We start from the raw sequence: 12177 nt of genomic DNA on the forward strand, positions 1-12177 counted from the left end.
AACGAATAATGTTCGATTTAGTAAACAGCGCAATGCATGTGCTTGCACAACTGGGCGAGGCTGCGCCCGCCGTGCAGTCGGGTGCGGCCGAGGCGGCCAATATGGCCGCTGCGGCGGCTCCGGCTGCAGCGACGGCTGCCGCTGCGGCTGGCGTGGGCACGACGACGGCCGCCGACGTGGCTCAGGGCGGCATGCTGCATTTCATTTCCGAAAGCGACCTTGTGGGCAAGACACTCTTTGGCATTTTGGTTGCCATGTCGCTGATCAGCTGGTACCTGATCTTCGTGAAGTCTTTCCTGAACATGCGCATACGCCACCGCTCGAACAAGTTTCTGCGCGAATTCTGGGCGGCCAGTTCGCTGGAGCAGGTCGAACACGAGATCACCACGCATGGCGCGGGGGAGCCGTTCGCCCATCTGGCCAGCCATGCCATTCATGCGCGCAATCATCACGCCAAATACGGCGCCCTGAAGCTCGAGGAAAAAGGCTCGACGGGGGCTTTTGTGACGCGCACAATACGCAAGGTGATCGATGAAGAAACAGCAAGGCTGGAGAACGGCCTGACCGTGCTGGCTTCGATTGGCTCCACCGCTCCTTTCGTAGGCTTGTTCGGGACGGTGTGGGGGGTATATCATGCACTGATAGGCATTGGCCTGTCGGACGGCGTGACGGTCAATCGCATTGCGGGTCCGGTGGGCGAGGCCCTGATCATGACGGGTCTGGGTCTGGCGGTGGCCATCCCCGCAGTCCTGGCCTATAACGGTTTCGTGCGCGGCAATCGCGTTTATCTGGCTCGCCTGGATGCCTTTGCGCATGACCTTTTTACTTTCCTTTCAACCGGGCAGCAGGCCTATGAGTCGTCGGGCAGAACGCGCCGTGTCGCGCTCGCCGCTGCTCCCAAGGGTGAATAAATGGCATTCGGCAGCTTCGATAATGGCAATGGAGCAAACCATACGGTCTCCGAGATCAACATGGTGCCCCTGATTGACGTGATGCTGGTTCTGCTGGTGATCTTCATCATCACCGCGCCTTTGCTCAGTCATTCCATCAAGATCAACATACCGCAAGCCAGCGCGCAGCCGGTCGAGCAAGAACCCAAGATCATCGATCTGGCGGTTGACGCCCAGGGCCAGTTGTTCTGGAACGAGCAGGCGATTGGCATTGACCAGCTTAAGGAAAAGTTCGCGGCGGAAGCAGCGCTGGACCCTCAGCCCGATCTGCGCATCCGCGCCGACCTGAACACTCGCTACGAAGTGCTGGCTCAAGTCATGAGCAGCGCCAGGGGGGCAGGGATGAAGCGGCTTGGCTTCATCACCAAGCCAGGCGCCGACGCGCATGCTGAAGAGGGCGCGGCGCCGGAAGCAGCGGCTGCATCGGGCGCCACAGCGGCTGGCGCCCCGGCCACGCCTTGAACGGCAACGGCCTGGTGATCAGCGTTGGACACGCCGCTGCGGCTTTGCTCAGCGGCGTGTCAGCATTGTAACGGCACGGGCCTAAAACCTGTTAGTCCTCCACATGGCGGCACACTTCGATATAGAATCACACCATGCGAGTTCTAGTAATCGAAGATGACACCACGCTGGGCCATGCCTTGCAGGAATTCCTGGTCGAACAGGGTTATGCGGTTGACTGGCTGGCCGACGGCGACCAAGTGCTGGGTGCTGTCGCGGGGCAGAGCTACGACCTGCTGCTGCTCGACCTTAATCTGCCCGGCCAAAGCGGCCTGGACATCCTGCGCAAGTTGCGCGCCGCGGGCGAACAGGTTCCCGTACTTATCCTGACGGCGCGTGATGGCGTCGAGGACCGTGTGGCGGGGCTTGATGCGGGCGCCGACGACTACGTCACCAAACCGTTCGAACTGGCCGAGCTGGCTGCGCGGGTGCGTGCTTTTGGCCGGCGCCGTGCGGGCCAGGCTCAGCCTTTCATCGAGGCCGGTCCCTTGCTGTTCGACTCGGTCGGGCGCGAGGTCCGAGTCAATGGCGAAAGGTTGTCGCTGTCGGTCCGGGAGCTCTCGGTGCTGGAAATGCTGATGGCCCGCGCCGGCCGTGTTGTCACCAAGCGCCAGATCGTCAATTCCCTGTCGGCCTGGGATGCCGATTTCAGCGAAAATGCGGTCGAAGTCTATGTGTATCGGCTGCGCAAGCGGCTCGAGGGCACGGGCGCCGGAATACAAACGGTGCGCGGCTTCGGCTACCTCCTCGATGTGGACAGTGCTGGATAAGCTCCGGGCGGCCTTCCCTCCGCGGGGTTCGCTCGCCCGCCATCTGGTTCTTCGTCTTTTCCCCGCGGTCCTGGTGCTGGTGGCGCTCGATTTAAGCGCCACGTGGGTGATGACGCGCAAGATCAGTTTTGATGCCTGGCTGCTGCGCGATATTTTCTGGACGATGATCATCAGCCAGATCGTGCTGGTCAGCATCTTTGCCTGGGTGCTGATTTCGGGCGTCCGGTCCGGGCTGGCGTCGATCAATCGGCTTTCGCATGAAATCAGCCAGCGCTCGGTGGATGACCTGCAGCCGCTGGACATGGCGGGGCTTCCCACCGAAGTAGCGCCACTGGTCACGCATTTCAATGATCTGTTACTGCGGCTGGATGACTCCATGCAGGCGCAGAAGCGGTTCATCGGGCACGCGGCCCATCAATTGCGCACGCCGCTGACGGGGCTGAAGCTTGAGTCCGAGCTGATGCTGACCCGCAACCTGCCTGAGGATGTGCGCGAGCGTGCCGAGCGCATCAAAATGGTGACGGATCGCATGATCAGGCTGGGGCAGCAATTGCTGGTGCTGGCCAAGGCCGATTCCAGTACGCGGCCTCAGGACAGTTTTGTGCGCATGGACTTGTGCGAGTGGGTACGGGCAAGCGGTGCGGAATGGATACCCACCGCTAGGGCCCGGCACATTGATCTGATATTGATCGCGCCGGAGGAACCTGTATGGGTCGATGTGGATGCCTTGCTGCTGGAAGAGTTGCTGAGCAACTTGATCGACAACGCCTTGCGCTACGGCACGGGCGCGACAGCCATTAATTTGCGCGTGACGGCCAATCCGCCTTCCTTGGCGGTGGAGGACAATGGTCCGGGCATTGATGGGGAAGATTCCGAGCGGGTGTTCGAGGCGTTTTACCGCTCCCCGCGCGCGGGCGCGGGCGGGTCAGGGCTGGGCCTGGCGATTGTGCGTGAAATTGCCCGTGCGCACGGTGCGTGGTGGAGCCTGGCCAGCCGGCCGGAGTTCCCGGGCACCCGTATTACGGTGGTGTTCCCGGGGCCCCGCATCGGCGCCCGGCTGACCCGGCAAGAGTAGGCCTCTTGCCGTTTTTTCCCGTTTTTATTGGGCCGTGCTTGGCATGGCGGGTGTCAGGGTGTCTGGCGGCGCGGGAATGGCCGGCGTGGGCGTCATGGGCGTGGGCGTGACGGGTGTCAGCCCGGGAGACGACGGGGACGTGGGCTGGCCGGGAATGGTAATGGTTGTTTCGCGCAGCACGCCGCCACCGCCGATGCTGCCCTGTGTGGTGGTGTTTTGGGTGGCGGTATTCTGCCCCGACATCTGCAACAGGCAATCATCGCGTTCGCCCGCCGGCAAGGCATCGCAGCGTTTGGTCTGATTCTGGTCGTAAGCCTGATTGCTGCTGGTCAGGCGATTGCGGCGCGCCTCTTCACGGGCCGCGCCGGCCTCTCGCAGGCAGGTGGCCTTGTCCTGATTGGTCTGCCCGGTATTGCAGCGTTCTACATCCAGTTGGTAGCGGGCGTTGATATCGGCCTCGGTCTGCGCGTTGCCGCTGTTTGCGGCGTAGGCGGCGGGCGCCATCAGGCAGGCGCCCAATGCGCAGGCGGTCAGGGCGTGGCGGGTCAATTGAGTGGATCGAGTATGCATCATATACGTACTCCTTTGATTCAAGGTTCGGATCCTCTTGTAAACAAGAAGGACTTCAAAGACAGTATATAAGCCTGATGATCCTGCAGTGTAAGGGAGTATTTCAGCGTTTCCCGGCCTAGGTCAGCCCTTCGTTTTCCGTCTGCTTGCCGGGAGGGTCGCCGGGCAGGTCCGCGATGGCGCCTTCCTGAGCCAGCCGCTCTTCTTCGCGCGCCTTGCGCTTGATGGCTGCCCGCATCAACAGCATGGCCGTGACGGGAGAGGTAATGACCAGGAAGACGGTGATCAGGATCTGATGGACGACGGCGCGGTGCTCCAGCGTGGACGAAACCAGGATGGAGGCCACCAGCACGCAGAACACGCCCAGGGTGTTGCCCAGGGTAGGCGCGTGTATGCGGGAATAAAAGGTAGGCAGGCGCAGCAGGCCCAGTGAGCCGGTCAGCGTAAGAATGCCGCTGATGACGAGTAACAGCGCCACAGGCACTGCTATCCAGATAGGCAGGGTTTCCATCATGGTTCTATGACCTCGCCGCGCAGCAGGAACTTGGCCATGGCAACGGAGCCCACGAAACCGAACAGGCTGATCAGCAGGGCAATGTCGAAATACAGGCTGGAATTGAATTGCAGGCCCAGCACCAACAGAATCAGCATGCCATTGATGTACATGGTGTCCAGGGCCAGCACGCGGTCGGATGCGGCAGGGCCGCGCAGCATGCGCAATGCGGCAAAGGCCAGGCCCAGCACGAAACAGCCCAGGGCGAAGGTGGCCGACCAATAGACAAGGTGGTTCATTCGAAAATCTCCATCAGGGGGCGTTCATATCGCTGCTGTATGGTTTGAAACCATGCTTCTTCGTCTTTCAGGTCCAGGACGTGCAGGGTCAGCAGGCCATCGTCGTCGGAATAGTCGGACCAGACGGTGCCGGGTGTGTAGGTCACGATACATGCCAGGGCCGCCAGCCCGTGCGCATCGCGTATCCGCAAGGGGATCTTGATGAATCCTGGCGTGGCATGGGCGCGCCGCCCCAGCCAGACAATGCGCGCCACGGCGATGTTCGACTTGGTGATGTCGATGGCAACGTGGACGATCAGCCGCAGCGCGGTCGCAAGGTGCTTGGGGGACGAGCGCAATGGCCGCAGCGCCGAGGCGGCCCAGGACAGCAGGACCGCCAGGATGGCGCCCAAGGCAATCTGTCCCGGTGACAGCGAGTCGTTCAGCAGCAGCCAGATGGCCAGGAGCACGGCGGGCAGGACCAGCAGGTTCAGATAGCGCTTCATTGTCCGGCTCCTGGCGTAACGGCCCGATTGGGGCTTTGCGTCAGCACGGCATTGACATACGACGAAGGGCGATCCAGATAGCTGGCGGTTTGCTCCATGTAGCGCATGACGGGCCCGGCCCAGAAGGCCAGTGCAATGGTGGCCAGTATCAGCACGCCTACGGGGGCGGCTTCACTGATGCGCAGGCGCGGCGTGATGGTTTCTTCCGCGCTCCAGAACAGGCGTATGCCGGTGCGGCTCAGGGCAATGATGCCGGCCAGGCCCGAGCCCAGCATGCCGACGACCAGGGACCAGGCGGCCAGCGAGGGCGTGTCGGTGGCCGAGGTCTGCAAGGCGGCGGACAGCAGCGCGAACTTGCCGATAAAGGCCGAGGTGGGGGGCAGACCGATAATCAGCAGGGCGCAGAAACCGAAGGACATGCCCAGGAAGGCCATGGCGGCGGGTATGGCCACGCCCACCACGTCATCGGAGCGGTCGGCGGATTCGGGGTCCTCCAGGTCGAAGGCTTCCAGGCTGACCGCCAGCACATCGGCGCCGAAAGACTGCGTGCGCTCGACCAGTTCCAGAAGCATGAAGAGCGCGCCCAGGGCGCATACCGAACTGATCAGGTAGAACAAGGCCGGCCCGGTCAAGGTCACGCCGGGCATGCCCAGGGCGGCAAACAGCGTTCCGGACGACATGATGACGCAGTAGCCTGCCTGGCGTTCAGCCTGGGGCGCGGCCAGCAGGCCGATGGTGCCGAACACCAGCGTGGCCATGCCCGCGGGAAACATCCATTCGCCGCCGAAGGCGGCCGGCGCGCCAGTGGGCAAGAGCAGGGATCCGATACGCAGCAGGGCATAGATGCCCACTTTGGTCATGATGGCAAAAATACCGGCTACGGGGGCGCAGGCATTGGCGTAGGCGGCCGGCAGCCAGAAGTTGAGCGGCCAGGCCGCGGCCTTGATCAGGAAGGCGATGCCCAGGATGGCGGCGCCCGACTCGAACAGCCGCCTTTCGGCGCCGGCCAGCTGCCCCGCCCGCAAGGCCAGGTCGGCCATGTTCAGGGTGCCTGTCACGCCGTAGATCATGGCCATGGCGATCAGCAGCAGGAACGATGCAAGCAGATTGACCACGATGTAATGCAGGCCCGCGGCGACGCGGGAACGGCCCGAACCGTGCAGCATCAAGCCGTAGGACGCGGCCAGCAGCACTTCGAAGAAGACGAACAGGTTGAACAGGTCGCCGGTCAGGAACGCGCCGTTCAGCCCCATGAGCAGGAACTGGAACAAGGGGTGAAAGTGCGCGCCTGCGCGATCCCACCGGGCGGTAGCGTAAACCCAGGTGGCGGCACCCAGGACCGCCGTCAGGACCAGCATGATGGTCGACAGCCGGTCGACCACGGCCACGATGCCGAAGGGCGCCGGCCAGTCGCCCAGCAAATACACGCCCACGCCATCGGGCCAATCGCTGGGCAGGTAGCCCGCCGACAGGCAGAACAGCGTGATGGCAAAGTAGACCTGGGCTGCAATGGAAAGAAACCCTAGCGTCAGCCGCGCGCGCCGGTGCGAGTCGTTGAGCAACAGCATGAGCGCGCCGACCATGAGCGGCACAGCAACAGGAAGAATGGGTAGATGCTGCATCCATTCGTTCATTGGCGGCGCTCCCTTCCGTCAACGTGGTCAGTATCCGACAAACCGCGCGAAGCCAGCAGGACTACCAGGAACAGGGCGGTGGTGGCGAAGCCGATCACAATGGCGGTCAGCACCAGGGCCTGCGGCAGGGGGTCGGCGTACTGAGCGGCGTCGGCGGCCCAGTCGGCATTGATGACGGGCGGCGCGTCCAGCGTCACGCGGCCCATTCCGAAAATGAACAGATTGACGGCATACGAAATCAGCGTCAGGCCCATAATGACCTGAAAGGTACGGGGACGCAGCAGCAACCATATGCCTGATCCGGCCAGAACGCCTATGGCAATGGCTAGGACAATTTCCATCAGGGGGTGTTTCCTTGTACGTGGGCTGCCGGCGCCGAGGCGCCCGCGGCCGGTTTGCGATACAGCCTGAGCGACTGGTGGGCCAGCGCGACAAGCATCAGTACGGTGGCGCCAATGACCAGCATGTATACCCCGATGTCGAACAACAATACGGTGGACAGATGTATATGGCCCACGATAGGCAGGGCGATGTCCCAACTGACCGCGGCCAGGAAGGGCTTGGCGGCCCACCATACCGACATGGCGGCCGTCCCGGCCGACAGCAGGCCCAGGGCGATCCAGGTTTGCGGATGTATGCGCGGCCGCGCCTCGACCCAGATGACCCCGCCCACCATGTACTGCAGGATGATGGCAGTGGCCATGATCAGCCCGCCCACGAAGCCGCCGCCCGGCAGATTGTGGCCGCGTATCAGGAAGTACAGCGAAATCAGGGCCGCCACGGGCAGCAGCAGGCGTACCAGCACGGCGGGCACCTTCATGACGCCGTCGGGAATCAAGGCTTTGGGATCGGGCTCGGCAAATTTGTCGAGCAGCTTGCCCTGGGTCGGCGGTTTCTGGCGGGCCTTGGGCAAGGTCATGCTTTCGGGTGGCGGACGGAAGCGCCGCAGCAGCGCATAGACCGTCAGGGCCACAATCCCCAGCACCGTGATTTCGCCGAAAGTGTCAAAGCCCCGGAAGTCGACCAGAATCACGTTGACGACGTTGGCGCCGCCGCCCAGGGGCAGCGACTGCTCGACGAAGAAGGACGAAATGCCGGCAGGATGGGGGCGCGTCAGTACGGCGTAGGCGATGGCCGACAGCCCCGCGCCGCTGATGACGGCGATGATCAGGTCGCGGAAACGCCGCACGAAGGCGTGGATGGTATTGTGCAGGACGGGCTGCTCGTCATCGCCTTCGACGCGCGGAGGCAGCCAGCGCAGGCCCAGCAGGATCAATACGATGGTGACGACTTCCACAGCCAGTTGGGTCAGCGCCAGATCGGGCGCCGATAGCCAGGCGAAGGTCAGGGCGGTCACCAGGCCCGCGCCGCCCGAGAGCAGCAGGGACACGGCCCGGTGGTATTTGGCTTGCCGCGCCGCGCCGATGGCGCACGCCGCGCCGGCCACCCACATCAGGGCGAAGAAAGGGTCGACCGGCGTCGAGACTTCAGGCCGGAACCAGCCGCCCCGCAGCAGCGGCAGCATGGCCACGAAGAATGTACACAGGACGATCAGCAGCAACTGGGGCTGCAGGCGCGGCGAACGCGCCCAGGCAAGCAGGAAGTCGGCCAGGGTATCCAGGCCTTCCAGCACCAGCTCGAAGGTCCGGCGGCCGTCGAAACGATAAATCAGCGGCGCCTTGCCCGGCCGGGCGCGGTGCCGGTGGCGCAAGAGCCAGAGCAGGAAGACCCCGCCGGCCAGCGCCACGAAGCTCATGGCCAGCGGCAGATTGAAGCCGTGCCATATGCGCAAGTCATAGACGGGCGTTTCTGCCCCCAGGATGGACAGCGTCGCTGTATGCAGGAAAGGCCCCAGGGTGAAGCTGGGCAATATGCCGACGACCAGGCAGGCCAGCACCAGGATGGCGCTGGGTATCAGCATGCGCAGCGGCGGCTCATGCGGCGCGCGCGGCAGATCGCGGGGGGGCGGGCCGAAAAACACCTGGATCACAAAGCGCAGGGAGTAGGCCACGCTGAAGGCGCCGGCGATGACGGCGGCAATGGGCAACCCGTAGCGGCTGAAGCCGTTTCCGCTGGCAAAAACCGTTTCGGCGAAGAACATTTCCTTGGAAATGAAGCCGTTCAGCAGCGGTACGCCGGCCATGGAGGCCGCCGCCACCACGGCCAGCGCGGCGGTAATCGGCATGCTCCGATAAAGGCCCGACAAGCGGCTCAGGTCGCGCGTGCCGGTTTCATGGTCGACGATGCCCGCCGCCATGAAAAGCGATGCCTTGAAGGTCGCATGGTTGATCATGTGGAAGACGGCAGCCACCAGCGCCAGCTTGCTGTTCATGCCCAGCAGCAGTGTGATCAGGCCCAGATGGCTGATGGTGGAATAGGCCAGCACCCCCTTCATGTCCATCTGGAAAGTGGCCGCGTAGGCGCCCAGCACCAGCGAGCACAGCCCCGCGCCGCCGATGATGTAGGCCCATTCATCGGTGCCCGCCATCACGGGCCAGAAGCGGGCCAGCAGAAAAACGCCGGCCTTGACCATGGTGGCTGAATGCAGATAGGCGGACACGGGCGTGGGGGCCGCCATGGCGTTGGGCAGCCAGACGTGGAAAGGAAACTGGGCGCTCTTGGTCAGCGCGCCCAGCGCGATCAGCACCAGGATGGCGACATACCACGGGTGGGTGCGGATCAGGTCGCCCGAGGCGAGCACGGCGTCCAGGTCGTAGCTGCCCACGACGTGTCCCAGCATCAGCATGCCGCCCAGCATGCACAGGCCGCCCGCGCCGGTAATCGTCAGCGACATCCGCGCGCCGCGGCGGGCATCCAGCCGGTGATGCCAATAGGCAATGAGCATGAACGACGACAGGCTGGTGAGTTCCCAGAAAACGACCAGTTGGATCAGGTTGCCCGAGAGCACCACGCCCAGCATCGAGCCCATGAAGGCCAGGAAGAACGAGAAAAAGCGCGGCACCGGGTCTTGGGGAGACAGATAGTAGCGCGCGTACAGCACGATAAGCGCGCCCATCGTCGTGATGATCATGGCGAACAGCCAGGAATACCCGTCCATGCGCAGCGTGAAATCCACCCCCAGGCTGGGCATCCAGGGGATGACTGTTTTGACGATATGGCCGTCGAAGATGCCCGGAAACTGGCTGAACACCAGGACGCTGCAGGTGAGGGCGACAAATCCCGCCAGCCAGGCCTCCAGCTTGCGCGCGTTTGAAGGCAGCAGGGCAGCGACGATGCTGCCTGCAAAAGGCAGGGCAAGAATGAGTACAAGCGACATCAGGGGCAGGAGCGTTGAGTTTGTATGAATCTAGCCCTAATAATACGATATGTTTCGTTCAGCTTTGCGAAAGCCGGTGCGCACGGATTGTGTTTTTGCTTGACCTAGGTCAAAAAAGATTTTCCGCTAAACCTGGAGAATGTTGATATTCAGGCATTTTTCGCGTTTTGTGCGCATCTTGCCGTGCCTGCAGCAGTTTCAATCGGAGAACGCCCATGGGTGTCGAAAGTCCCTCAGTGAACGACAATACGGTTTTTTTTCCTGATATCGAAATCTCCGAGACGCTGATCCGCCGATTCGATAGTTCCGGCCCGCGCTATACCTCGTATCCGACGGCCGACCGCTTCAATGCCGGTTTCACCGAGGCTGCTTATCTGGGATACCTGGGGCAGCGTGCCGCGGCCGCCAGCAATCCCTTGCTGTCCGTCTACGTGCATTTGCCGTTTTGTGAATCGCTTTGTTATTTTTGCGCCTGTAACAAAATCATCACGCAAGACCATGGCCGTTCGGCCGAATACCTGCGCTACCTGGACAAAGAAATGGCGCTCGCGGCCAGGCACCTGGGCGCCGACCGTAAAACCGGGCAGTTGCATCTGGGCGGCGGCACGCCTACTTTTCTGAGCGCCGCCGAACTCACGCAGCTCATGGACATGATCCGGCGGCATGTTGAATTTACGCCCGACGCCGAGCTGGGGGTCGAGATCGACCCGCGCACGGTGAATGACGCAACCCTGGGCCTGCTGGCGGGGTTGGGCTTCAATCGCACCAGCTTCGGCGTGCAGGATTTCGATCCCGACGTCCAGGCCGCCGTCAACCGCATTCAGCCCTTGACCATGGTCGAGGCGGCGCTGAACGCGAGTCGCAAGGCGGGCTTCCAGTCTGTCAACATCGATCTGATTTACGGCTTGCCCAAACAGACGCTGGCCAGTTTCGACCGCACGCTCGATGAAGTCGTACGCTTGTCGCCTGATCGCATCGCCCTGTATAACTATGCGCATTTGCCCTCCCGTTTCAAGGCCCAGCGCCTGATCAAGGCTGAAGACCTGCCGTCGGCGGAAGCGCGTTTGCAGATCTTCCTGATGTCCATGCGGCGCTTGCTCGAGGCCGGCTATGTCTACATTGGGCTGGACCACTTCGCCAAGCCGGACGATGAGCTGAACCAGGCCCGGCTCGACAAGAGCCTGCATCGGAACTTCCAGGGCTACACGACGCGGGCCGAGTACGACCTGATCGGCTTTGGCGTATCGGCCATTGGCAAGATAGGCCGTTCGTACAGCCAGTCGGTCCGGTCGGTCAATGCCTACTACAAGCATCTTGACGAAGGCCGCCTGCCCATAGAAAGAGGCTTCGAGCTGTCGGACGACGATGTGTTGCGCCGCCAGATCATCATGACCCTGATGTGCAGCATGCCGCTCGATTACCAGGCCATCCGGCAGGCGCACGGCATTGACTTCCCCGATTATTTCAAAGCGGAGCTCGAGCGCCTGGCGCAGTTCGAAGAGGCCGGCTTACTGAAAAAAGATGAAAGCGGCCTCTGTATTACGCCCAAAGGGAGGCTGTTTGTGCGTGCCATCGGCATGGTGTTCGACAAGTATCTGGGGCAGCCGACGGTATCGACGTATTCGAAGCTGATCTAGGACCGGCGGCAAACTGGGGGCGACGCCCGTTCCGGGGTCAACCAGGCGGTTCCCGGCGGGAACGGTTGTCCAGGGCTTGTTGTGGGGGCAGTGTTTTCATGCGAAGCAGATAGACGGTGACGCCGATGCCGGGAATCAGCAGCAGCGGCCGCAGCCACGCTATTGGCACGTACCAGGCTGAAAACGCCAGCGATGCCCACATGACGGTCAGGGCAATGATTTTGCTGCGCAGGGGAATCCCGCGGCCCGCCTGCAGGTTGGCCAGATAGGGGCCGAATACGCGGTTGGCCAGCAGCCAGCGGTGCAGGCGGTCGGAGCCGCGCAGGTAGCAGGCCGAGGCCAGCAGCAAAAACGGCGTGGTGGGCAGCAGGGGTAGAAATATGCCGAGTATGGCCAGCAGCAGGGCCAGCGTTCCGGCAAAGTTGAACAGGATTTTGATCACAGGGTCAATTGGGCAGTTGCCTGAAAAAGGCCATTTACAGGATT

The 12177-nt window shown here is 62.6% G+C and carries 13 protein-coding genes; 5 read left to right on the plus strand and 8 right to left on the minus strand.

Annotated elements, in window-relative coordinates; genetic code table 11:
- Positions 1 to 8 precede the first annotated feature (8 nt).
- The 4 genes from RE432_RS12260 to RE432_RS12275 all read left to right on the plus strand — a co-directional run bounded on the left by RE432_RS12260 (position 9) and on the right by RE432_RS12275 (position 3296).
- Positions 9 to 911, plus strand: a complete 903-nt coding sequence (locus RE432_RS12260; RefSeq protein WP_310933690.1) for a MotA/TolQ/ExbB proton channel family protein — start codon at positions 9 to 11, stop codon at positions 909 to 911.
- On the plus strand, positions 912 to 1412 hold the full coding sequence (locus tag RE432_RS12265; RefSeq protein ID WP_310933691.1) for a biopolymer transporter ExbD: 501 nt from the start codon (positions 912 to 914) through the stop codon (positions 1410 to 1412).
- Between the two features lie 134 nt (positions 1413 to 1546).
- The gene (locus tag RE432_RS12270; RefSeq protein WP_310933692.1) at positions 1547 to 2221 is read left to right on the plus strand and encodes a response regulator transcription factor; all 675 of its coding nucleotides are present in this window, start codon (positions 1547 to 1549) and stop codon (positions 2219 to 2221) included.
- Positions 2202 to 3296 (plus strand): ATP-binding protein, encoded by a 1095-nt coding sequence (locus RE432_RS12275; RefSeq protein WP_310933693.1) that lies wholly within the window; start codon positions 2202 to 2204, stop codon positions 3294 to 3296. The genes RE432_RS12270 and RE432_RS12275 overlap by 20 nt, the downstream gene beginning before the upstream one ends.
- A gap of 24 nt (positions 3297 to 3320) precedes the next feature.
- Here the strand turns inward: RE432_RS12275 and RE432_RS12280 are convergent, their stop codons facing one another.
- The 7 genes from RE432_RS12280 to RE432_RS12310 all read right to left on the minus strand — a co-directional run bounded on the left by RE432_RS12280 (position 3321) and on the right by RE432_RS12310 (position 10054).
- On the minus strand, positions 3321 to 3869 hold the full coding sequence (locus tag RE432_RS12280) for a hypothetical protein (protein WP_310933694.1): 549 nt from the start codon (positions 3867 to 3869) through the stop codon (positions 3321 to 3323).
- 115 nt (positions 3870 to 3984) lie between these two features.
- A complete protein-coding gene (gene mnhG / locus RE432_RS12285; RefSeq protein WP_310933695.1) occupies positions 3985 to 4380 on the minus strand; it encodes a monovalent cation/H(+) antiporter subunit G in 396 nt (131 codons plus the stop codon).
- The gene (locus RE432_RS12290) at positions 4377 to 4658 is read right to left on the minus strand and encodes a K+/H+ antiporter subunit F (protein WP_310933696.1); all 282 of its coding nucleotides are present in this window, start codon (positions 4656 to 4658) and stop codon (positions 4377 to 4379) included. Before RE432_RS12290 ends, mnhG begins: the two co-directional genes overlap by 4 nt.
- Positions 4655 to 5143 carry a Na+/H+ antiporter subunit E gene (locus RE432_RS12295; RefSeq protein ID WP_310933697.1) on the minus strand — a complete coding sequence of 163 codons (489 nt, stop codon included), beginning with the start codon at positions 5141 to 5143 and terminating at the stop codon, positions 4655 to 4657. The genes RE432_RS12290 and RE432_RS12295 overlap by 4 nt, the downstream gene beginning before the upstream one ends.
- Positions 5140 to 6777 (minus strand): monovalent cation/H+ antiporter subunit D, encoded by a 1638-nt coding sequence (locus RE432_RS12300; RefSeq protein WP_310933698.1) that lies wholly within the window; start codon positions 6775 to 6777, stop codon positions 5140 to 5142. Before RE432_RS12300 ends, RE432_RS12295 begins: the two co-directional genes overlap by 4 nt.
- The gene (locus RE432_RS12305; protein WP_310933699.1) at positions 6774 to 7118 is read right to left on the minus strand and encodes a Na+/H+ antiporter subunit C; all 345 of its coding nucleotides are present in this window, start codon (positions 7116 to 7118) and stop codon (positions 6774 to 6776) included. Before RE432_RS12305 ends, RE432_RS12300 begins: the two co-directional genes overlap by 4 nt.
- Positions 7118 to 10054 carry a monovalent cation/H+ antiporter subunit A gene (locus RE432_RS12310; RefSeq protein ID WP_310933700.1) on the minus strand — a complete coding sequence of 979 codons (2937 nt, stop codon included), beginning with the start codon at positions 10052 to 10054 and terminating at the stop codon, positions 7118 to 7120. Before RE432_RS12310 ends, RE432_RS12305 begins: the two co-directional genes overlap by 1 nt.
- A 215-nt stretch (positions 10055 to 10269) precedes the next feature.
- On the opposite strand from RE432_RS12310, the gene hemN reads away from it, so the two are divergent.
- Positions 10270 to 11691, plus strand: coding sequence for an oxygen-independent coproporphyrinogen III oxidase (hemN, locus tag RE432_RS12315; RefSeq protein WP_310933701.1), 1422 nt, complete (start codon positions 10270 to 10272; stop codon positions 11689 to 11691).
- 37 nt (positions 11692 to 11728) lie between these two features.
- Here the strand turns inward: hemN and RE432_RS12320 are convergent, their stop codons facing one another.
- Positions 11729 to 12133, minus strand: a complete 405-nt coding sequence (locus RE432_RS12320) for a YbaN family protein (protein WP_409079851.1) — start codon at positions 12131 to 12133, stop codon at positions 11729 to 11731.
- Positions 12134 to 12177 lie beyond the last annotated feature (44 nt).

The sequence above is a fragment of the Pusillimonas sp. SM2304 genome (assembly GCF_031628915.1).
In the GTDB taxonomy this organism is placed as follows: domain Bacteria; phylum Pseudomonadota; class Gammaproteobacteria; order Burkholderiales; family Burkholderiaceae_B; genus Pusillimonas_C.

Coding starts and splice junctions, on each gene's coding strand:
- RE432_RS12295 (WP_310933697.1), bottom strand. CDS start 5,143: ATGAAGCGCTATCTGAACCTGCTGGTCCTGCCCGCCGTGCTCCTGGCC.
- RE432_RS12280 (WP_310933694.1), bottom strand. CDS start 3,869: ATGATGCATACTCGATCCACTCAATTGACCCGCCACGCCCTGACCGCC.
- RE432_RS12310 (WP_310933700.1), bottom strand. CDS start 10,054: ATGTCGCTTGTACTCATTCTTGCCCTGCCTTTTGCAGGCAGCATCGTC.
- RE432_RS12265 (WP_310933691.1), top strand. CDS start 912: ATGGCATTCGGCAGCTTCGATAATGGCAATGGAGCAAACCATACGGTC.
- RE432_RS12300 (WP_310933698.1), bottom strand. CDS start 6,777: ATGAACGAATGGATGCAGCATCTACCCATTCTTCCTGTTGCTGTGCCG.
- RE432_RS12305 (WP_310933699.1), bottom strand. CDS start 7,118: ATGGAAATTGTCCTAGCCATTGCCATAGGCGTTCTGGCCGGATCAGGC.
- mnhG (WP_310933695.1), bottom strand. CDS start 4,380: ATGATGGAAACCCTGCCTATCTGGATAGCAGTGCCTGTGGCGCTGTTA.
- RE432_RS12290 (WP_310933696.1), bottom strand. CDS start 4,658: ATGAACCACCTTGTCTATTGGTCGGCCACCTTCGCCCTGGGCTGTTTC.
- RE432_RS12275 (WP_310933693.1), top strand. CDS start 2,202: ATGTGGACAGTGCTGGATAAGCTCCGGGCGGCCTTCCCTCCGCGGGGT.
- RE432_RS12260 (WP_310933690.1), top strand. CDS start 9: ATGTTCGATTTAGTAAACAGCGCAATGCATGTGCTTGCACAACTGGGC.
- hemN (WP_310933701.1), top strand. CDS start 10,270: ATGGGTGTCGAAAGTCCCTCAGTGAACGACAATACGGTTTTTTTTCCT.
- RE432_RS12270 (WP_310933692.1), top strand. CDS start 1,547: ATGCGAGTTCTAGTAATCGAAGATGACACCACGCTGGGCCATGCCTTG.